Here is a 20,700-nt window from a genome sequence, read left to right as displayed (position 1 = left end):
ATCGCCCGGCAGAGAATTAGATGAGATTAAGTGGGTTCGTGCGGAGTTCTGGGACAGCTCGGCAATTTTCGGTGTTTTGTAGGACATCCCTATCCCAGAGGAACGCGGTATGGTGGGCGCATGGCACGCTTTTGCTCGCTCGCGGGAGCACTGACCCTGGCCACCGCCCTCGGCCTGAGCGCGGCGGGATGCTCGTCGAGCTTGGTCGAGGCCGCGGAGGATGACGACGAAGCCTCCGGGGCATCGAGCGACACGGCCGACGAGGTCGGCGACGACACCACCGGGGACACGGAAGACTCCAGCAGCGAGGAAGGCTCGAGCGAGGAGTCCACCGAGGACAGCGAGTCGAGCGAGGACACCACCGAGGAGACCCAGGGCTGCGAGCCCGGGACCGCGGACTGCCCTTGCGTCGACGGCATGTGCGAGGGCGAGGGGCTGATCTGCGTCGACGGCACCTGCTTGATGGGCGAGCCCTACGGCCAGTGCGGGTGGGACCCCCGCGAGAGCTACTACGACTGCGGCTTCACGGGCGCGGACCCGAGCAACCAGTTCCCGATCGACTGCGGCGATCTCCCCCTCGTGCCCGGCAGCCCCTGCCCCCCCGAGCTGACCTTCGAAGGCTGCTGCACCGTGGGCGGCGACAGCTACTGGTGCCAGGAGGAAAAGGTCGAGCGCAAGGTCTGTGGTCTCTGAGCCGTGGACGTGGGGCAGGGAGGGCGTGGCGTCGTCCACGACGGCTAAAACAGAGCCGTGGACAGAGGCGGTTTAGCGGCCAAAGAGCGTGTGGGCGACCACACTGGCACCCCGCGCCTTGCGTGGGCTCGGCCCTTGGGCTAACTGCTCGGGCCGTGCCGCGCCTTTCGGCCATCATCCCCGTCCGCAACCGCTCCGGGACCCGCCTGCGCAACTGCCTGGCCTCGCTGCGTTGGCAGCAGCTCGACGCCGCTCAGCTCGAGATCGTGCTGTCCGACTTCGGCAGCAACGAAGCGCACGCGGCCTCGATCCGCGAGCTCGCCGAGCAGTTCGACGCCCGGATCGCGCGCACCGACGAGTACGGCGACTGGAACCGCTCCCGCGCCCTCAACCTCGGCATCCAGCACGCCACCGGCGAGTACATGTTCTGCACGGACGCGGACATGATCTTCGCGCCCAACTTCGTGCCCGCCCTGCTCGCGGTCCACGATCGCCTGCCCGGCAAGGCCCTGGTCCTGTGCGCCTGCTCGGACCTGCCCCAGAGCGTGCCCGAGCGCGACTACACCAGCGCGGACCTGCCCTACCTCCACAGCCACGGCAAGCGGCGCAAGAGCATCGGCACCGGCGCGTGCCAGTCCGCCACCCGGGAGTTCTTCTTCCACTCCCGGGGCTACGACGAGAACTTCGTGCACTGGGGCAGCGAGGACACGGACATGCGCGACCGGGCGCTGCGCTACGGGCTCGAGGCCGTGTGGATCAGCGAGCAGACCGAGATGTTCCACCAGTGGCACCCGACCAGCCGCTACTCCCGGCTGCTGCAAAACCGCAAGAACGCGATCCGCTACTGGTTCACCCGCGGCCAGATCGTCAAGAACCTCGAGGGTTGGGGCAAGCTCAGCTGAGCGCCCTGCCGCCCGCGTGTCTGCCATGCGCAAGGTCCTGATCCTGTCGCGCTACTTCCCGCCGATGTTCGACGTCGGCGGCAAGCGGGCCTATCGCTTCGCCCGCTACCTGCCCGAGCACGGCTGGCGCGCGGTCGTGCTGACCGGCAAGATCCCCGAGCGGCGGCCCGTCGACGACACGCCCCTGCGCCTGCCCGAGGGCACCCGCGTCGAGCGGATCTACGAGCCCAGCTGGTTCCGGGAGCCGACCGGGCGCCCCTCGGACGGGACCATCGCCAAGCCCGTGCGCAGCCCGGACCCTGCCGCCAAGCCCAAGCGCCGGCGCCTGCTCGGCTTGCCCGTGGGCCCCGACATCGCCCTGCTGCCCCACGTGGTCCGCGAGGGCGTGCGCCTGGGTCGGCGCGAGGGCGTCGACGCCGTGTTCGCCACGAGCTCGCCCTACGCCATGCTCGTCCACGGCCAGCAGATCGCCAAGCGCCTCGGGGTTCCGCTGATCCTCGACCTGCGCGATCCCTGGACCCTCAACTTCTTCCAGCAGCGCCGGGCTCGGTGGGCCCTGGCCATGGACCGGCGCATCGAAGCCCGGCTGTTCGAGACCGCCGATCGGGTGATCCTCAACTGCGAGACGGCCCTGGCGGCTTACCGGGCGCTCTACCCGGACCTGCCGAAGAACCGGCTCACGGCGATCCGCAACGCCTTCGACCCCGCCGACCAGCCGACCACGCCGGAGCCCTCGAGCCGCGCCGCCGACGAGCCCCTGCACCTGCTGCACTTCGGCAACTGCTACGGACCGCGCCGCGTCGAGACCATGCTCCACGCCATGGCCGAGCTGCGCCGCGAGCGTCCCGACGCGCCGCCGGTGCTGCTCGAGAACCTCGGCCGCGTGGGCACGGCGGACCTCGAGCTCGCCGAGCGCCTCGGGCTGAGCGAGTCCTTCCGCCACGGCGTGTTCGTGCCCTTCGCCGAGGGCCTCGAGCGCCTCGCCCGGGCGGACCTCGCCGTGCTCGTGGCCTACGGCGACGAGACCCTCTACATCCCGGCCAAGCTCTACGACTACCTCCTGGCCCGGGCGCCCATCGCCTGCATCAGCCAGCCCGGGGAGCTCGCCGACATCGTCGAGGGGACGGGCGCGGGCAAGAGCATCCGGCCCGGCGACGTCGCGGGGGCGCGGGCCTTGCTCGAAGCCGCCATCGACGCCCGCGCCGAGGGTCGCCGCGCCTTCACCCCCGACGAGGACGCCCTGCGCTCCTTCGGCGCGCCCGCGACGGCCCGAGCCCTGGCCGGGCTCCTCGACGCCGTGCTCTGAACCTGCATTGCCCCCACAGGCGTCTCGGGACCGGGGGCGCTTCGTCGCTGTCCGCTCCTCCGCTTTGGCTTGGTGGGCAATGGAGTTCGTACCTTCGAAAAGGCTGGTGGTCGCCCCCGCGAGCGGGGGCGTGGGTTCGTTGACAGTCGCTGAGTCGTAGACGTGGGGCAGGGAGGGCGTGGCGTCGTCCACGACGGCTCTGAGTCGTAGACGTGGGGCAGGGAGGGCGTGGCGTCGTCCACGACGGCTAAAGAAGACAGAGACTGTGGATTCGTCGACAGTCGCTGACTTCTCAATCGTCGCAGAACAGCGCTGCCACGCTCGGGACGGTGCGCGCCCGCACCGACCAGCGCTGGAGCCGGTCGAGGTCCTCCTCCGCCAGGACGCGCTCCCGCTCGACGGCGGAGGGCTCGAGCCCGCGGACTTCGAGGATCGCCAGCACCATGTCCCGCAAGACGGCCTGTCGACCCTCGTCGTGGCCGAGGTGGTAGGTCCCGCTGCGCCGCTCGATCTCCATCAAGCGGTCGTCATCCGGGGCGAAGGGAAACTCCTGTACCAGCGTGATTCGCATGCTCTTGCTTACCGCGGCCAGGATCGTGGTCGCGTCACGCATGCGCCGCTCGACCGGCAAGCCCGCGACGATCCCCAGCCCCCAGCGCGCCGCCTCGATGTCGCCCCTGCACGCGTGCAAGGCCGCCCCAAGCACGGCTGCGCTGGGCCTGGCGCGCGCCCGCTCCCGATCGTAGCCCACAGGCACGTTCCCGCAGTCGAGCACCAGGGCCTCGAAGCGCGGCCGCCCGGTCCGCGCCCAGCTGGCCAACTGCCGGGACACGCTCGGGGAGAAGGACACCACCACGACCCAGGTGTCGCGCTGATGCTCGTCGGCGAGGGCCGCCTGGTAGTGGGGGATGCGCCAGCGCTTGCGCCCGTTCGTGCGGCTCTGGGCCTCGACGGTGACGACCAGGCCCGGTTCGCCCTCGGCGACCAGGACGAGGTCGGGCAGCAGCTGTCGCCGCTCGAGATCGGGGTCGAGGGCATCGACGGCGCCGCATCCGTGGCGCGCGGGGCCGCGCCTCAGCGGCGAGATTCCGAGGAGATCGAAGGCCAACCACGGGTCGTCCCGAAACAGGGCGAGGACTCCTTGATGAAGGGCACCAGGCATCGCTGCCTCTTCGGCCCCCGCGAGTTGGTCTTGCACGAGCCTCGTCGATCTGGCCCGTCATCTGGCCAGGCTCATGCGAAAAGACCCCCGGAGCCGCAGCTCCGAGGGTCCCCGGCGAAGGCGGAGCGCCCTCAGCCCTTGGCCATGTTGCGCAGCACCGTCTGCAGGATGCCGCCGTTTTTGTAGTAGTCGACCTCCACCGGCGTATCGAGGCGCACGGTGGTCTCGAACTCGACCTTGGAGCCGTCGGCCTTGGTCGCGGTCACGGTCAGCTTCGAGAGGGGCTGGACGTCGTCGGTGATCGGGATGTCGAAGCTCTCGCTGCCGTCGAGGCCGAGCTCGTCGGCGCCCTCGCCGTCGGCGAAGCACAGCGGGAGCACGCCCATGCCCACGAGGTTGCTGCGGTGGATCCGCTCGAAGCTCTTGGTGATCACCGCCTTGACGCCGAGCAGCAGGGTGCCCTTGGCCGCCCAGTCGCGGCTCGAGCCGGTGCCGTACTGCACGCCGCCGAGCACGACCAGGGGCGTGTTCGACTCGACGTACTTCATGGCCGCGTCGTAGACGAACTCGACCTCGCCCGTGGGCCAGTACTTGGTGTAGCCGCCCTCGGTGCCCGGGGCGATCTGGTTGCGGATGCGGACGTTGGCGAAGGTGCCGCGCATCATCACCTCATGGTTGCCGCGGCGGCTGCCGAAGCTGTTGAACGCGGCCTTTTGCACGCCCTTGTCGATGAGGTACTTGCCGGCCGGGCCCTCGGCGGGGAAGGAGCCCGCGGGGCTGATGTGGTCGGTGGTCACCGAGTCGCCGAGCTTGAGCAGGACCCGGGCGCCGGCGATGGGCTGGACCGCGGGGACCTCGGGGGTGATGCCCTGGAAGAAGGGCGGCTGCTGGACGTAGGTCGACTCGCTGTTCCACGGGTAGAGCGCGCTGTCGGCCACCTCGATGGAGTCCCAGCGCGGCTCGGCGGTGACGTCCCCGTACTTGGCGCGGAACATCTCGGGGTTGATCGAGCTGTGGACGACCTGGCGCAGCTCCTCGTCGCCGGGCCAGATGTCCTTCAAGAACACGTCCACCCCCGCGGCGTCCTTGCCGATCGGGTCCTCGTCGAAGTTGATGTCCAAGGTGCCGGCGATGGCGTAGGCGACCACCAGCGGCGGGCTGGCGAGGTAGCTGGCCTTGACCTTGTTGTGGACCCGGCCCTCGAAGTTGCGGTTGCCCGAGATGACCGAGCCGACGACGAGCTTGTTGTCGCTGATCGCCGAGTCGATGACCTCCGGCAGCGGCCCAGAGTTGCCGATGCAGGTGGTGCAGCCGTAGCCGACTAGATTAAAGCCGAGCTTGGCCAGGTCGTCGGACAGGCCGGCCTTGTCGTAGTACTCCGTGACCACCCGGGAGCCCGGCGCGAGCGAGGTCTTGACCCAGGGCTTGGTGTGCAGGCCCTTGGCGACGGCGTTGCGCGCCAGCAGGCCGGCGGCGAGCATGACCGCGGGGTTGCTGGTGTTGGTGCACGAGGTGATCGCCGCGATGACCACGTCGCCGTGGGTCAGCTCGAACTGCGTGCCCTTGTGGTTGACCGTGGCCTTGTTGCCCAGTTCGCCCTCGGCCAGGCCGTGGCCGTGGAGGCCGAGCTTGGCGGTCAAGCTCTCGTTGAAGTGGGTCTTCATCGCCGACAGGTTGACGCGGTCCTGCGGGCGCTTGGGGCCAGCGAGGCCCGGGTCGACGTCGGCCAGGTCGAGCTCGAGGCTGTCGGTGAACTCGGGGTCCGGGGTCTCGGCCGTGCGGAACAGGCCCTGGGCCCGGAGCACGGTCTCGACGTTCTTCACGTGGTCCTCGTCGCGGCCGGTCAGGCGCATGTAGGCGAGGCTCTGGTCGTCGACGGGGAAGAAGCCGCAGGTCGCCCCGTACTCCGGCGCCATGTTGGCGATGGTCGCCCGGTCCGAGAGCGAGAGGTGGTCGAGGCCGGGGCCGTAGAACTCGACGAACTTGCCGACCACGCCCTTTGCGCGCAGCAGCTCGACGATGCGCAGGGTCATGTCCGTGGCCGTGACCCCGGCGCGCAGCTTGCCGGTCAGCTTGAAGCCGATGACGTCGGGGGCGAGCATGTAGACCGGCTGGCCGAGCATGACCGCCTCGGCCTCGATGCCGCCGACGCCCCAGCCGAGCACGCCGATGCCGTTGATCATCGTGGTGTGGGAGTCGGTGCCGACGAGGCTGTCGGGGTAGTAGCGGACCTCCTCGGCGCCGTCCGGGCCGGTGGTCTGCTTGCGGAACGCGACCTGGGCGATCCACTCGAGGTTGACCTGGTGGACGATGCCGCGGCCGGGGGGCACGGCGCCGAAGTTGGCCAGGTTTTGCTGACCCCACTTGAGGAACTCGTAGCGCTCTTGGTTGCGCTTGTACTCGATGTCGAGGTTGCGCAGCAGCGCGTCCGTGTGGCTGCCGTCGACGTCGACCTGCACGGAGTGGTCGATGACCAGGTCGACGTTGACCGCCGGGTTGACCTTCTGGGGGTCCCCGCCGAGCTCGACCATGGCGTTGCGGCAAGCCGCGATGTCGACGACCGCCGGGACGCCGGTGAAGTCCTGGAGGATCACGCGCGCGGGGATGAAGGGGATCTCCTTGCGCTCGCCCTGGGGCTTCCAGCTGGCGATGGTGCGGACGTCGTCGTCGGTGACGAGGAAGCCGTCGTGGTTGCGCAGGGCCGACTCGAGCAGCACGCGGATCGAGAAGGGCAGCTTGGCCAGCTCGGTCCAGCCCGCGGCCTCGAGGGCGCCGAGGCGGTAGATGACGCCCTGGCTGCCGTCGGCGAGGGCGATGGATTCACGGATGTCGTTGGGGAGTGCGCTTGTTGCCACGGGTTGCTTCTCGCTGATCAGGTTGCGGTGCAGGGCCGGCTCGGGAGGGTCGAGGGGCCGCTCGGCGGGCGGACTATAGCGCAGTCCCGCGGGTGTCCCCATAGCCCTCGGATCGCCCCGATTCGCGCAAATTTGCCGGATTTTCATGGGTGAGCGCGGCTCGCTGGGCCGCGCCGGCTCCGCGGGCCTTCGCTTTCGTGTAGCGTTCGCTCCGTGGCCACGGGCAAGCGCGTTCAAGGCGGCACGAGCACCTCCAAGCTCGTGCAATCGGCACACATCGGTGACAACGCCGAGCTGTTTCGACGGATCATGGAGCTCCACGTCCCCGTGCACAGCCGCGTCGCGGACGTCACCTACGGCAAGGGCGTGTTCTGGAAGCTGATTCAGCCCGGCACCTACGAGCTGTGGGCCTCGGACATCGAGCTCGCCATCAAAGAGCAGGACATGTTCGTGCGCTATCGCGACGCAGTCGATTGTCGCGAACTGCCCTACGAAGACGACAGCCTCGACTGCGTCGTCCTCGACCCGCCCTACATGGAGGGCTTCTTCCGCCGCTCGCAGACCCACCGGGCTGGCTCGGGCACCCACGCCGCCTTCCGCGACGCCTACGCCGACGGCCGAACCTACCAGGCCGACGAGGGTGCGCCCAAGTGGCACGACGCCGTGACCGATCTCTACCTGCGCGCCGGGCTCGAGGCGCGGCGCGTGCTCAAGCCCGGCGGCAAGCTCATCGTCAAGACCCAGGACGAGGTCAGCGCCAACAAGCAGCGCCTGACCCACGTCGAGATCATCACGGGCTACGAGGACATGGGCTTTTACTGCAAGGACCTGTTCGTGCTCGTGCGCAGCAACGCGCCGGCCGTCAGCCGCCTGCTCGAGCAGGTCCACGCGCGCAAGAACCACTCCTACTTCCTGGTCTTCGAGCTGTGGAAGAGCCGGGCAAAGCGGCCCCGGAGCGTGCGCTGGTCCCCCGAGCGCGCCGACCCGCCCTCGCTCGAGCGCGGCGCGGACTCGGCCGCGGCGGTCGACGACAGCCCCAAGCCGAAGGTCGCCAAGCCGCGCAAGAAGGTGTCGAAGAAGCGGGCGAAGAAGGCGACCGCCAAAAAGAAGGCGACCGCCAAAAAGAAGGCGACCACCAAGGAGGTGACCGCCAAGAAGGTGACCGCCAAGAAGAAGGCGGCCGCCAAGAACAAGGCGACCGCCAAGAACAAGGCGACCGCCAAGAAAAAAGCGGCCGCCAAGAAAAAGACGGCCGCCAAGAAGAAGGCGACCGCCAAGAAAAAGCGCTGAGCCTCAGCGCAGCTGGTCGGCCTCGAGGCCGATCACCAGATCCGTGTCCGCGCCCATCTGCGAGTGGCAGTCGCGGCAGAACTCGACGTCGGCCCCGTTGCCCGCCTTGTTGTCGAGCACGTTGCCGTCGAGGTCGACCATGGCGAAGAACCAGTCGTTGCCCAGCGGGTTGTAGCCCTCCTCGAACTTGGCCATGACCGAGAGCATCCCGTGGGAGATCTGCGCGGAGTCGAAGTTCTCCTTGACCAGGATCGAGCCGCGGGGAAAGGTCGCCGTCGCGTCGGGATCGCCGGGGTCGATGGAGCGGAACACCTCGGCCGCCTCCGAGTTGGCGTAGAAGGCCGCCGTGCCCATGCCGTCGCCGTGGACCGAGGGAACCGGCTCGACGTCGAGGCGCTCGAGCGCGGTCTGGTAGTCGGCGGCCGTCGCCAGGACCTCCTCGGGGTCGTAGGTCACCTCCTCATCCGCAGGCTTGCACGCCGAGACACCCAGGAGGAGGGCAGAGGCCAGACACGGGAGAACGAGGCGGGCGAAAGGGCGGGGGGGGACGCGCTCCATCCCAGGCATGCTAGCCGGTCTCACCGCGCGGGAGGTCGAATTCAGGAGACCACGCCACTTTGGAGCAGACTCCGAGCCACATCGCGCATCCGGCGCAAGGTTGCCATGCGCGCCCAACTTCGAAGCTCCCCAGCCGGTGATGGAACCGGAACACGAGGCGGCCTAAGATTGTACGTCAGCGCTGCATGCCCACGCTGGAGAGCCACGTGAACGACAACCCCTACGCCTCCAACTCGCCGGACCAAAACCCCTACGGCTTGCCCCCGCAAAATCCCTACGCGGCGCCGCCCGGCTCCGAAGCGGCGAACCCCTACGCCTCGAACCCACCCAACTCGGGAGGGGTGCCGGCCAACGTCGGCCAGCCTGCCTACAACCCCTACGCCCCGCCGAGCGCCGCCGTCGACACGGCCTGGGCGAACCCGACCCCCGCGCTCCACCAGCCCCTCGCCGAGCGCGGCACTCGACTCGGCGCGGCGATCGTCGACGGGATGCTCTACGTCGTCCCGGCGATCTTCGCCGGCATTGGCTTCGGCGCCGAGCTCATTCCGCTGGGCCTGCTCGGCTTCGTGGGCATCTTCGCCCTCGCCATCTACCAGTGGTACCTGATCTCGACCACGGGCCAGAGCCTGGCCAAGAAGTGGATGGGCATCCGGATCGTGATGGAGGACGGCAGCCCCGTCGACTTCGTCCACGGCGTGCTGTTGCGCAGCTGGGTCATCGGCGTGGCTAACCAGATCATCCCCTTCTTCGGGCTCGTCGACGCCCTGATGATCTTCGGCGAGCAGCGTCGCTGCCTGCACGACCACATCGCCAGCACCAAGGTCATCGTCGCCGCGGACGGCTGATCCGAGACGCACCCTCGAAACGAAAAGGCAGCGCACGGCTTCGTGCGCTGCCCTTTTTGTTCGAGCCGTACTCTCGGGGGCGACCCCCGTTGCCCACCAAGCCAGAGCGGAGGAGCGGGAGCGACGAAGCGTCCCCGGCTCCGAGCCGACCGTGGGGGCAAGATCAAAAGGGGATGTCGTCGTCGTCGCCCCCGCCCCCGCCCACGGGCGAGTAGTCGCCGGGGTCGTAGGGCGCGGGGCCTCCACCGCCGCTGTTGCCTCCGCCGCCGCCACCTCCGTAGCCGCCGCCTCCGCTACCACCACCGCCGTAGCTGCTTCCGCCGCCACCTCCGTAGCCGCCTCCGCCGCCGCCACCTCCGTAGCCGCCGCCTCCGCCTCCGCCGTCGTAGCCACCGCCACCTCCGCGACCTCCACCGCCGCCGCCATCACGGCCGCCCAGGAACTGCACGGTGTCCGCGATGATCTCGGTGGAGTAGCGCTTGATGCCTTCCTTGTCGTCGTAGCTGCGGGTCTGGAGCCGACCCTCGACGTAGACCTGCCGGCCCTTGGACAAGTAGTTGTTGCAGTGCTCTGCGGTCTGGCCCCACACCGTGACACGGTGCCACTCGGTCTCCTCGACCATCTCGTTGGACTGCTTGTTGCGCCAGCGCCGGGTGGTGGCGACGGACAAGCGGGCGACGGCCGTGCCGCCTTGGGTGTAGCGAAGCTCGGGGTCGCGCCCGAGGTTACCGACGAGGATGACTTTGTTGATTCCGGCCATGGCGGCTCCTGATTCGGGAATGTTCGGGCCTGGACACGAGGATGGCAAGCGGCGGGGGCCCGAGCGAGACGCGCCTGCCCTCCCTCATCGGCCGCGGCGGCCCGACGTTGCGCGCAACATGTTGAAGCAGCCGGGGGCCTCCCTTGACCCGCGGTGATCGGCCGGGTCAAGCTCCCTGCGCCCCGCCATGCCCGACCTGTCCATCGCCCTGTGCCTGCGTGACGACGAGACCCGCCTCCCCGAGATGGCCCGGGCCGCCGCGGAGGTCGCCAGCAGCCTCGCCGCCGAGCTCGAGGCCGGCGAGTGGCGAGACACGACCACGCCCCCCCAGCGGGGTGAACGTGAGGAAGCCACGATCTCCGGAGATCTGCCCCTGCGTCACGAGCTCCTCGCCCTCGACGAGGGCTCCCGGGACAACACGCTGAGCGTGCTGAGCATCCTCCACCGCAAGTTGCCCGAGCTACGCTCGATCCAGGACCTCCCGCGGGGCACGGCCGTGCGCCAGCTCGCGCGTACGGCCCGCGGGCGGGTGTGGCTCATCGTCGATGCGCCATTCGAGGTCGATCGGGCTCTGTGGGCGGCGCGCCAGGTCTTCTGCGGCGATCCAGCCGCGCTCATCCCGGGCGAAGTGCTCGCCGTCGGGCGAAACCTCGGCCAGGCGGCCCTCGGCTGGCACCGCGGCGGGCTCGTCAGCGCCCAACGCGAGGTTCAGGCCATGCTCGACTCCCACGGGCAGCACGCGGCCTGGAGCCCGCCGCGCGATCACGGCTTGCGCCAGCGCGCGACCTTGTTCGTCCGCGGCCGCCTCGGCCGGGTGGGCTTGGGCCACTTCGACCGCAGGCGCTGAGCCGACTATAGTCCCGGGGTGTCCTGGCTCCTGGCCATTCTCGCCCTCTCGCTCCTGATCGTCATCCACGAGTTCGGTCACTTCATCTGCGCCAAAATCGGCGGGATGCACGTCGACCGCTTCAGCGTGTTCGGCATCGGCCCGGTCATCCTCCGCCTGTTCACCTACAAGGGCACGGAGTACGTCATCAGCGCGATCCCCTTCGGCGCCTACGTGCACATCGTCGGCATGGAGCCCGAGGAGTACTCCCTCGACGAAGAGGGCAACCTGCCCCCGGCCCCCGTCGGCTACCGCAACTTCCGAGACAGCCCGCTGTGGGCCCGGCTCCTGGCCATCGCCGGCGGCCCGATCACCAACTACCTCGCCGCGATCATCATCATGGCCGGGGTGTTCGCCTCCGTCGGCGTGCAAGAGCCCGTCGGCGTCGAGATCGGCGGTTTTGGGGTCGGCAGCCCGGCCGCCGCCGCGGGCCTCGAGGTCGGCGACGAGATCATCGCCATTGACGGTGAAGAGGTTCGCGGCCCCGAGGCCCAGGGCAAGGTCATCGAGATGACCAAGGAGAAGCTCGGCGAGACGGTGGTCATCAGCGTCGAGCGCACCTCCGAGGGCGGCGAGGTCGAGCCCCTCGAGTTCCCCGTGGCCCTCAACGCCGAGGCCCCCGCGCTCAACACCACCTTGGCCGTCAAGGGCGACTACATGCCCGTCAACCCGGCCAAGGCCGTGTGGATGGGCGTCGAGTGGCCCTTCGCCCAGACCAAGCGCCAGCTCCAGTTCATGGCCAAGGCCATCAAGGGCGAGAGCAAGGGCAAGGTCGGCGGGCCCGTGGCCATCGCCAAGGCCATCAAGACCAGCGCCGACCAGGGCGTGATCGACTTCCTGGTGATCAGCGCGCTGATCTCCACGGCCCTGGGCATGTTCAACCTCTTCCCCATCCCCGCCCTCGACGGCGGGCGCCTGGTGTTCCTGTTCTACGAGCTCATCGCTCGCCGGCCGCCCAACAAGATGCTCGAGGAGCGCGTGCACATGGTCGGCATGATCGCGCTGCTGGGCATGGTCGCCTACGTCACCGTGTTCAACGACATCGGCGGCGACAAGGGGCCGGTGTGGCGCCAGGTCGCGGCGGAGTTCGAGGCCGAGGCGATGAAGATCGAGGCCGGCGAGTCCGAAGGTGAGGGTGAGGCTGCGCCCGAGGCTGAAGAGGGCGAGAAGGCCCCCGAGGCCGAGGCCAAGCCCGAGCCTGCGGCTAAAGACCCGGCCCCCGAAGCCGAGGCCAAGCCCGAGCCTGCCCCCGCCGAGCCCGCCCCCGCCGAGTGAGCCCCGCCATGGCCCGAAGCCGTCGCCTCGCGCCGGCCGACGAGGCCGCCGACATCCCCCCCGACTGGAAGCCCCGGGCCCGCAACCGCGAACAGCTCGTCGAGCTCGTCGAGCGCCTGCCCGCGGACCCGGGCGTCTACGTGATGCGCGACCGCAAGGGCCGGGTGGTCTACGTGGGCAAGGCCCGGCGCCTGCGTCAGCGCGTGCGCCAGTACTTCAACGGCCACGACACCCGGCGCTTCGTCCCGACCCTGGGCCGCATCCTCGGCGACATCGAGGCGGTCATCACCTCCAACGACAAGGAGGCGATGCTGCTCGAGAACAACCTGATCAAGCGCTACCACCCGCGCTTCAACGTCAAGCTCCGCGACGACAAGCAGTACCTGGTGCTGCGCCTCGACCCGGACAAGGACTGGCCCAAGCTCGACGTCGTGCGCAACATCGCCAGCGACAAGGCCAACTACTACGGCCCCTACCACTCGGCGACCTCGGCCCGCCACACCCTGCGCGTGGTCAACCGCCACTTCCAGCTGCGGACCTGCTCGGACTTCGTGCTCCGCAACCGCAAGCGGCCCTGCCTGCAATATCAGATCGGCCGCTGCCCCGCGCCCTGCGTCTACGAGGTCGACGAGGGCGCCTACGCCGAGCAGGTCAAGGACGTCGGCCTGTTCCTCTCGGGCCGGCACACGGAGCTGGTCAAGGGCCTGAGCGCGCGCATGGAGGCGGCGGCCGAGAACCTCGAGTTCGAGCAGGCCGCCCGGATCCGCGACCAGCTGCGGGCGATCGAGACCAGCCTCCAGCGCCAGGAGGTCGTCGGCACCGACGAGCTCGACCAGGACGTCATCGGCATGTACCGCGAGGGCGGGAGCGTCGAGTTCGTGGTCATGCACGTGCGCGCCGGCAAGCTCATCGGCAGCCAGCGCTTCGGCGCCTCGGGCATGGAGCTCCCCGACCCCGAGGTCCTGTCGAGCTTCCTCTCGGCCTACTACGACGAGGCCCCGCTGGTCCCCGAGGAGCTGCTCTTGCCCTTCGAGCTGGCCGAGGACGACGCCGCGCCCCTGGCCGACTGGCTGTCCGAGCGGCGCGGGGAGCTGCTCGCCGACCGCCGCCGCAGCGTGGCCATCAAGGTCCCCAAGCGAGGCCCCCGCAAGCGCCTGACCCTGCTCGCCGAGCGCAACGCCGCGAGCAACTTTGCGACCCGCCGCAGCAAGCGAGACGACGCCGAGCAGGCGCTGACCCGGCTGCGCGAGCGCCTGCGCCTGAGCCGGCTGCCCCGGCGCATCGAGTGCTACGACGTCAGCCACATCCAGGGCAGCGATCCGGTCGCGTCCATGGTCGTGTTCACCGACGGCCAGCCCGACAAGGCCGCCTACCGCCACTTCAAGATCAAGGGCCAGGTCGACGACGGCGGCGCCGGGCTCAGCCAGGGCGAGCGCCAAAACGACGACTTCCGCTCGATGTACGAGGTCCTGACCCGCCGCTTCCGCCGGGCCCTCGACCGCGGGGCCGAGGACGACAGCTGGGCGCTCCCCGACCTGATCGTCATCGACGGCGGCAAGGGCCAGCTCGGCCGGGTCATCGCCGCCATGCAGGACATGGGCATCGCCCTGGGCGACGAGGGCGTCGACCTGGTGTCGCTGGCCAAGGAGCGCCGCTTCGCGCCCACGGCCACCCGCGCGGGCCTCGAGGAGCTGCGCGAGGCCGCGGCGGAGGAAAAGGCAGACGCCGAGGCCAAGGTCGCGGGCGAGTACGCCGGCCAGGCCCTCGCCGACTACGTCGTGGCCACGGCCGACGCCGAGCAAGACGACGGCCAGAGCGATGAGGGCAAGGTCAAGCCCGAGCGCGTGTTCGTCCCCGGGGCGCGCGACGCCATCGCCCTCGCCCACGGCTCGTCCGAGCTCTACCTGATGACCCGGCTCCGCGACGAGGCGCACCGCTTTGCGATCACCCACCACCGCAAGCGCCGCGGCAAGCGAGCCCTGACCTCGACCCTCGACGGCATCAAGGGCGTGGGGCCGGCGACCAAGAAGGCGCTGCTGCGGCACTTCGGGACGGTCAAGGCGATCCGCGCAGCAGACGTGGACGCGCTCGCCGAGGTCAAGGGCGTGGGGCCCAAGCTCGCCGAGCAGATCCACGCGAGCTTGAGCGGGGGATAGGCGCGCCGGTCGGACTCGAACCGACAACCCTACGATTAACAGTCGCTAACGATCATTCCTTCGGCCCAGCTCGCGCCGGGCAAGGCGTGGACGACCGCGTGAAGTGCTCTGCCATTGAGCTACGGCGCGCATGTGGCTATTCGATTGTGATGGTCACCAGCCATGACGAGCGATACCCGTCATGGTGGTCTCGAGAGCGGCGCTCTCGAAGTGCTCCGGCCGGAGTCGAACCGGCACCTCAACATTACAAGTGTCGCGTTAACGGTCCTTCCTTCGGCCCGACTCATATCGGGCAAGGCACGGATGACCGCGTTTTGTACTCTACCATTGAGCTACGGAGCACATGGTTCCGCACAGTATTGATTCGTGCGAAGGCGCGTCGACCGGACTCGAACCGGTAACCTCGCGTGTTTCAGACGATAACGGTCTTCCCGCGGCCCAGCTCTCGCCGGGCAAGGTTTGGAGGACCGCGTTTTCGCGCTCTATCCCATTGAGCTACGACGCGCGTGAAGGGTGGTCGGGCAAGGTGTGTCCTGGAAGTTCCCCCCGCGAGGAGGGACGAGGTTCCAGTTCGCGTTAATCCAGGACCTCGGCCCGACCGAGGAACTCAGCTCCGCGTGAAGTCGGCCATGATGGCCGGCGCGGCGCTGTCGAAGCCCACGACGTCGAGCATGCCGGCGTCGTCGGGATCGGCGATGGTGAACTTGGTCGCGGTCATGCCCACGACGATCAGCTTCGCCGGGATGCCCGTGCGCTCCCGGTAGGTGCGCAGGGCTTGGTGCGGGTGGACCTGACCGTGCCAGGTCTCGTTGTCCGTGTAGACGTAGAAGGCGTCGACGGGGACGCGCTCCTTGGTCGCCCAGACCATGGGCGCCGCGCAATCGGTGCCGCCCATGGGGATGCGAGCGAGCTTGTTGACGACGTCCTCGAGGCTGCTCCGCTTGCCGATCGACACGCGCTGGAGCGCGGTCGAGAAGGCCGTGAGCTCGACCTCCGGCTCGGTCCGCAGCGCGACCATGGCCATGGCCGCAGAGCCGACCGCGGGGGTGATGCCGGGCAGGCCGGCGATCTCGCCCCAGCCCATCGAACCCGACACGTCGAGGGCGATGAGCACCCGCTTACTGGCGGGCCGGACGTTGTCGAAGCAGGTGTAGAAGGCCGCGTCGAGGCTATCGACGACGGCGCTCACCGGCTTCCAGCTCAGGCTGCCGCGCACGCCCTTGCCGCGGGCGTAGACCCGCAGGGCCGTGAGCACGGCCAGGGGGTGCAGACGAGCCTTGCGCAGGCGCTCGGCGTCGCCGAGGCGAGCGCGGACCAGACCGCTGGCCTCGCTGTGCGGCGCGAGCACGCCGACCTGGGTCAGCTTGCCGAGGCTGCGCACGAGGGCGCCGACGGGCATGCCGGGCAACAGGGCCTCCCACACGAGCGGGCTGGCCTTGAGCTCGCTGGGCACCATCTCGTGGGTGAGGCGGTAGTCGGCGATGACCTTGGCGGCCTCGCGGCCGCGCTTGGCCCCGGTCAGGGCGGCGCAGGCCTTGAGCGCCTCGACACCCGCGAGGATGCGCGGGAGCTGCTCGCGGCTCAGGCGACCGTAGTTGACGGCCTTGGCCTCCCCGTGCTTGCCGCCCCGACGGACGCTGCGGGACTTGTCGAAGCCCTCGACGCCGTCCACGGCCCAGCGCAGCACGACCTCGTGCTCGACGGCGTGCGGACCGATGGCGCCGCCCGCCTTGCGCAGCACGTCGCGGTGCGACCACCCGTTGCGCTGCCGGTACTTGGCGACCTGGTAAGCCAGGGCCTCGGCGTCGCGCTCGACGTACCAGCGGGCCACGGCGCGCCGGAGTCCCCGGCCCCAGCCGCGGAAGTGCTGGACGTTGTCCACGAAGGTGAACAGGTGGCTGCCGGTGCGGCACACCCGAGGCAGGGCCTCGAGCGCGGCCGCGCGGGTCGCCTCGTCGGCGTGACCAGATGCGACGGCGAGGGCGAAGATCGCCACGTCGTTCTTGGGCGCGCGGCCTGCCTCGCTCAGCGAAGCGATGGCCTCGACCGTTCCCGGACCGTCGGCGTCGAGGCAGCGGACCAAGCACTCGGCGTTGGCCAGGCTCAGCGCGCGCTCACCCACGTAGTAGGTGCCGCCCTCGCTGCCGAGGATCAAAAAGCGCTCGAGACGATCACGATCGTTGAGCGTGAAGCTGTACCCGCCGGCGTGGTTGCGCGCCTGCTTGGGCGACGCGGGCTCCGACTGCGGAGTCTTGCGACGCGAGAAGTACTTGCTGAGCTTCAGCACCATGATCCACCTCCAACTCTTGTCTGGGCCGCCCGACGTCCAACTATCCGAGTCGGGGACACAGACCAACTACGTGCCCAGAAGTAGCAGGGCCGCGGAGGCGCGCAAGCAATTATTTTGGGTCGCGCGAGGGACCGCGCGGCTCCCAACCCCGATACGCTACTTCGAGCGCGGCGGGATCGTCAGCGGCAGGTAGGGCATGCGCTCGCCGGCCTCGCCCGCGCCGTAGATCCAGCGATAGGCCGCCCACCGCCCGAGCACGCTCTGGGTGTAGTGGCGGGTCTCGTCGAAGGGGATGGCCTCGACGAAGAGATCGAGGTCCCAGCTGCCGCGCTCTTTGAGCCACTGGTCGGTGCGCCCGGGGCCGGCGTTGTAGCTGGGGATCGCCAGGGCGACCTGGGCCTCGCTGCCCTCGCGCGCCTCCCAGCGCCCGACCAGGCCGGCGAGGTAGTGCTGACCGAGCTCGAGGTTGGTCGCGGGGTCGTAGAGCTCGCTGGGCTGGACCTGCACGCCGATGCGCCGGGCGACGGTCTCGGCGGTGCCAGGCATGAGCTGGATGAGCCCGCGCGCGCCAGCCCACGAGGTCGCCCCGGGGTTGAAGCGGCTCTCGGTCTGCATCACGGCGTAAGTCAGCAGCTCGGGCACGCCCCGCGCTTCCTCGCCCGGACCGACCAACGCCCGGAAGGGCACGGGGTGCGCGAGCTCCCACAGCGCCCGGTAGTCGCCCGTGGCGGCGTTGCGTCGCCAGCTGCTGCCCTGACTGGCGAGGAGCTTTTGGGCCTCGTTGTAGAGCCCGGCCTGGGCCAGGGCGGCGACGGCTGGCCAGCCCTTGATGCCCGCCTGGCTGAGCTCCGCCTTGGCCTCCTCGCCCAGACCCAGGCGCGCCCACACGCGCACGCGCTCGGCCGCCGGGGAGCTGGGCAGGGCGAGCTCGGGCAGCGGCTGGGCGCTGGCCTCGGTCAGCCGCGCCAGGCCCTTGGCCTCGGCCTCCTCGCCGCGCTCGCGCAGGCGCGAGAGGGCCTGGAGCGAGGGGTAGCTCAGCGGGCGCGTATCGATGGCGCGCAGGTAAGCGGCCTCGGCCTCCGCGCCCTCCCCCGTGCGCTCGAGGGCCTTGCCGCGGAAGTAGTGCAGCTTGGCCAGGGCGTCGCCGTGGATGCGCCCGCCCGCGATGGCCTCGTCGGCCAGGCGGACCACGTCGGCCTCGCGGCCCTCGGCGAAGGCCTGGACCAGCAGGCGGCGCAGGGCCTCGTCGGCCATGTCGCCGTCGGGGTGCTTGGCCAGCGAGCTCTCGTAGGCCTTGCGCGCCTCCTCGGCCTTGCCCGCGCTCTCCCACGACTCGCCCGCCTTGATCCACGCGTCGTCGGCGTAGCTGTGATCGGGGTGGTCCTTGGCCAGGGCCTCGAAGCGGGTCCCGGCGTCGCTGTACTTGCCCGCGGAGTAGCGCCCGCGCGCGGCCTGGTAGCGGCTCTTGACCTCGCGGACCTCGTCGCCGGCCTTCTTGCAGTGCTTGCTCGCCTGGTCGAACACCGGCTGGGCCGCGGGGCGCTTGCGCTGCTTGAAGATCGCCGAGCCCTTGGCGTAGAGCGCCCGGCAGCGATCGCCCTCGCTCGCGCCGAGGCCCCTGGCCTGCTTGATGAAGCGGTCGGCCGCGGTGATGGTCTCGGCGTAGCTGCGCTTGCTCAGGTGCGCGTCGATCTCGGCGAGCTTGCGCTGGCGATCGAGGGACTTCGACTCGGCCTTGGAGCGCTCGACGACCTTGGTCCGCTCGAGCTTGGCGAGCTCGCTGCGGGCCTCCTCGGCGTAGCTCGACAGGGGCACGTCGACGCTCAAGCGCTCGAACAGCTCGGCGGCGGCGCGCTGGTCCTCGGCCTCCCCGCCGAGCAAGAGCACGGCGAGCTTGCGCCGCGCCTCGTGGACGCGGCGACCCTCGGCGAGCTCGAGGTAGGCGCGGTAGGCCGCGATGGCTTCGTCGCGGGCCATGGTCCGCGACAGGGCGTCAGCCTTGACCATCAGCGCGCGCGCGGGCACGCCCGCCTCCTGCCCGGCCTTGGACCGCGGATCCAGATCGCGCACGAGCTCGAGGGCGCCCTCGCTGTCCTGGGCGTCGAGGCGCGCCTGGGCCTCGACCACGCGCAGGTGGGCCTCGATGGGCGCGAGCGCGGGGGAGGTCCGGGCCTTCGCCAGGCGCTCGGCGGCGAGGGTCCAGTCGTCGCGGCGCAGGTCTTCGTAGGCGTGGAGCAGCTCGGCGGCGGCGCGGTCGTCCGCGGCCAGCTCGGGGTCCGCGAGCAACACGTCGAGGTGGGCGATGGCCCCCTCGTGATCGCGCCGCTCTCGGGCCAAGATCGCGTCCCGGCCCGGACCGTCGGCAAACCACAGCGCGCGCTCGCCCTCGGCCGCGGGCGCCTCGTCCGAGGGCTCCTCGTCCTCGATCGGGCGCGTCTCGACCGTGCCGACGGAGCTGCTCTCCGCCATGGACAGGGCCGGCGGTGACTCGGCGTGACAGCCGGCCGCGCCAACAACCAGGCTCGAGGCCAGGCCCAGCGCGAGCAAGGTCGATGTAGACAAAAGTCCCACCTTCGCCGCCGCGTCCCCTCCGGTCTGCTCGCTCCTGGTCATGGCTTCAGGCATCGCTTCGAGTTGTAGCCGCGCTCGCGCCTCGCTCCAAAAGAGCAGCGGAAAACCCGTGCAGTGCCTACGCATCGGGGCCCGGCACCCTTCCCGCCCCTGGCCAGGCGCAGAAATCTCGACTCGACACTGATCTACACCGGCACCGGCTGGAATCACCCCAGTGATGTTCCTGCGAGACTTCCACACGCGACGCGCTCTCCCCTTGACGGCTCTGCTGCTCGGATCGGCGGCCTTGCTCCCCGCCTGCGACTCTGGAGCCGAGCTAGCCGGCGAGCCGGACGCCTTCGAGCTCGAGGCAGACGCAGAGGCCGAGCTCATCCGCGTCGACAACCGCGGCGAGACCCCAGCGGAGCCCGGCCTCGACAACGCCGTCGAGGCCATCCCCGACCACGTCCTGCACCTCGACGGCGGCTCGACGCTCAGCTTCTTCATCGACGAGGCCGGCGTCGCCATGCTCGAGGACGTCCCGGCCGACGCGGGCGTGGCCTCGATCCTCGACGACCCGCGCTTCACCGACGCCTCCCCGGCGCTCGTCTGGTACGCGCTGACCGACGCAGGCACCGAGATCCCCGAGGGCTTGCGCGAGCACCACGGCCAGCTCGTGCAGCGCGGAGAGGTCGAGCCCCTCTCGCGGGCGCTGGCCGGGCAGGCGCGGAGCCTCGCCCCCGCTCCGCTCGAGAGCGGCTCGCCCTGCCTGAACGCGACCTTCAACACCGCCCACTGCTCGAACGCCGCCTACGACGACGACCAGTGCTGGTTCAACGTCAACGGCGAGCTTCACTGGGTCGTCCCCAGCGCCGAGCGCTACAAGGCCGGCTTTTGCCTCCAGCAAGGCTCGGCCCGGTCCTGGCTGTCCTACTACGACGCGTGGCCCGACCCGATCCTGGACTGCGCGACCTCGTGGGTGACCTCCTACGCGTGGGGCAGCGCCAGCCACATCGACGGCACCAACTACCACGCGCAGACCTACCGCAACTACGTGTACTGGGCCGGGAGCAACGGCTACCGCCGGACCTACACGCTCCACGCCGAGGGCAACCCCGGCGCCGTCTGGGACCTCGGAGCGCGCTGGACGATCAGCCCCTGCGGCACCTAAA

The 20,700-nt window shown here is 70.0% G+C and carries 15 protein-coding genes and 3 tRNA genes; 9 read left to right on the top strand and 9 right to left on the bottom strand.

Features of this window, described 5'->3' with window-relative positions; all coding sequences use genetic code 11:
* The first annotated feature begins 120 nt into the window (after nt 1-120).
* The 3 genes from PPSIR1_RS09085 to PPSIR1_RS09075 all read left to right on the top strand — a co-directional run bounded on the left by PPSIR1_RS09085 (nt 121) and on the right by PPSIR1_RS09075 (nt 2,901).
* Nucleotides 121-693, top strand: coding sequence for a hypothetical protein (locus PPSIR1_RS09085; protein ID WP_045115677.1), 573 nt, complete (start codon nt 121-123; stop codon nt 691-693).
* Nucleotides 694-848: 155 nt separating this feature from the next.
* Complete coding sequence (locus PPSIR1_RS09080) at nt 849-1,595, top strand: glycosyltransferase family 2 protein (RefSeq protein WP_006970734.1); 747 nt, start codon at nt 849-851, stop codon at nt 1,593-1,595.
* Nucleotides 1,596-1,620: 25 nt separating this feature from the next.
* Complete coding sequence (locus PPSIR1_RS09075) at nt 1,621-2,901, top strand: glycosyltransferase (protein WP_045115676.1); 1,281 nt, start codon at nt 1,621-1,623, stop codon at nt 2,899-2,901.
* Between the two features lie 292 nt (nt 2,902-3,193).
* Here PPSIR1_RS09075 and PPSIR1_RS09070 read toward each other — a convergent pair whose 3' ends face one another.
* Nucleotides 3,194-4,063 (bottom strand): hypothetical protein, encoded by an 870-nt coding sequence (locus PPSIR1_RS09070; protein ID WP_232296453.1) that lies wholly within the window; start codon nt 4,061-4,063, stop codon nt 3,194-3,196.
* A 131-nt stretch (nt 4,064-4,194) separates the two neighbouring features.
* Nucleotides 4,195-7,020, bottom strand: coding sequence for an aconitate hydratase AcnA (gene acnA / locus PPSIR1_RS09065; protein ID WP_006970731.1), 2,826 nt, complete (start codon nt 7,018-7,020; stop codon nt 4,195-4,197).
* Between the two features lie 111 nt (nt 7,021-7,131).
* On the opposite strand from acnA, the gene PPSIR1_RS47600 reads away from it, so the two are divergent.
* A complete protein-coding gene (locus PPSIR1_RS47600) occupies nt 7,132-8,208 on the top strand; it encodes a hypothetical protein (protein ID WP_006970730.1) in 1,077 nt (358 codons plus the stop codon).
* 3 nt (nt 8,209-8,211) lie between these two features.
* On the opposite strand, the gene PPSIR1_RS09055 is transcribed toward PPSIR1_RS47600, so the two are convergent.
* A complete protein-coding gene (locus PPSIR1_RS09055) occupies nt 8,212-8,664 on the bottom strand; it encodes a cytochrome P460 family protein (RefSeq protein WP_006970729.1) in 453 nt (150 codons plus the stop codon).
* A 287-nt stretch (nt 8,665-8,951) separates the two neighbouring features.
* Between PPSIR1_RS09055 and PPSIR1_RS42255 the strand changes: the two genes are divergently transcribed.
* On the top strand, nt 8,952-9,611 hold the full coding sequence (locus tag PPSIR1_RS42255) for an RDD family protein (protein ID WP_006970728.1): 660 nt from the start codon (nt 8,952-8,954) through the stop codon (nt 9,609-9,611).
* Nucleotides 9,612-9,774: 163 nt separating this feature from the next.
* Here PPSIR1_RS42255 and PPSIR1_RS09045 read toward each other — a convergent pair whose 3' ends face one another.
* Nucleotides 9,775-10,371, bottom strand: coding sequence for a single-stranded DNA-binding protein (locus PPSIR1_RS09045; protein ID WP_006970727.1), 597 nt, complete (start codon nt 10,369-10,371; stop codon nt 9,775-9,777).
* 187 nt (nt 10,372-10,558) lie between these two features.
* Between PPSIR1_RS09045 and PPSIR1_RS09040 the strand changes: the two genes are divergently transcribed.
* Genes PPSIR1_RS09040 through uvrC form a run of 3 tightly spaced genes read left to right on the top strand, consistent with a single transcriptional unit; the run spans nt 10,559 to nt 14,688 of the window.
* Nucleotides 10,559-11,218, top strand: coding sequence for a hypothetical protein (locus PPSIR1_RS09040; RefSeq protein ID WP_006970726.1), 660 nt, complete (start codon nt 10,559-10,561; stop codon nt 11,216-11,218).
* 18 nt (nt 11,219-11,236) lie between these two features.
* Complete coding sequence (locus PPSIR1_RS09035) at nt 11,237-12,532, top strand: M50 family metallopeptidase (RefSeq protein ID WP_006970725.1); 1,296 nt, start codon at nt 11,237-11,239, stop codon at nt 12,530-12,532.
* 8 nt (nt 12,533-12,540) lie between these two features.
* Nucleotides 12,541-14,688 (top strand): excinuclease ABC subunit UvrC, encoded by a 2,148-nt coding sequence (gene uvrC, locus PPSIR1_RS09030; RefSeq protein WP_006970724.1) that lies wholly within the window; start codon nt 12,541-12,543, stop codon nt 14,686-14,688.
* On the opposite strand, the gene PPSIR1_RS47595 is transcribed toward uvrC, so the two are convergent.
* From PPSIR1_RS47595 to PPSIR1_RS09020, 5 genes are all read right to left on the bottom strand, one after another.
* Nucleotides 14,689-14,817 (bottom strand) — tRNA-Asn (locus PPSIR1_RS47595). It lies immediately after the preceding gene.
* An 81-nt stretch (nt 14,818-14,898) separates the two neighbouring features.
* A tRNA-Thr gene (locus PPSIR1_RS47590) sits at nt 14,899-15,030 on the bottom strand.
* A 32-nt stretch (nt 15,031-15,062) separates the two neighbouring features.
* Nucleotides 15,063-15,193 (bottom strand) — tRNA-OTHER (locus PPSIR1_RS47585).
* Between the two features lie 102 nt (nt 15,194-15,295).
* Nucleotides 15,296-16,978 carry a TROVE domain-containing protein gene (locus PPSIR1_RS09025; RefSeq protein WP_006970723.1) on the bottom strand — a complete coding sequence of 561 codons (1,683 nt, stop codon included), beginning with the start codon at nt 16,976-16,978 and terminating at the stop codon, nt 15,296-15,298.
* 156 nt (nt 16,979-17,134) lie between these two features.
* Nucleotides 17,135-19,591 (bottom strand): lytic transglycosylase domain-containing protein, encoded by a 2,457-nt coding sequence (locus PPSIR1_RS09020; RefSeq protein WP_157595355.1) that lies wholly within the window; start codon nt 19,589-19,591, stop codon nt 17,135-17,137.
* Nucleotides 19,592-19,805: 214 nt separating this feature from the next.
* On the opposite strand from PPSIR1_RS09020, the gene PPSIR1_RS09015 reads away from it, so the two are divergent.
* Nucleotides 19,806-20,699 (top strand): hypothetical protein, encoded by an 894-nt coding sequence (locus PPSIR1_RS09015; RefSeq protein WP_157595354.1) that lies wholly within the window; start codon nt 19,806-19,808, stop codon nt 20,697-20,699.
* Nucleotide 20,700: the final 1 nt, after the last annotated feature.

Source organism: Plesiocystis pacifica SIR-1 (genome assembly GCF_000170895.1).
Classification (GTDB): domain Bacteria; phylum Myxococcota_A; class Polyangia; order Nannocystales; family Nannocystaceae; genus Plesiocystis; species Plesiocystis pacifica.
Note: the sequence above shows the minus strand (reverse complement) of the source record. Positions and strands in the feature narration are given on the sequence as shown.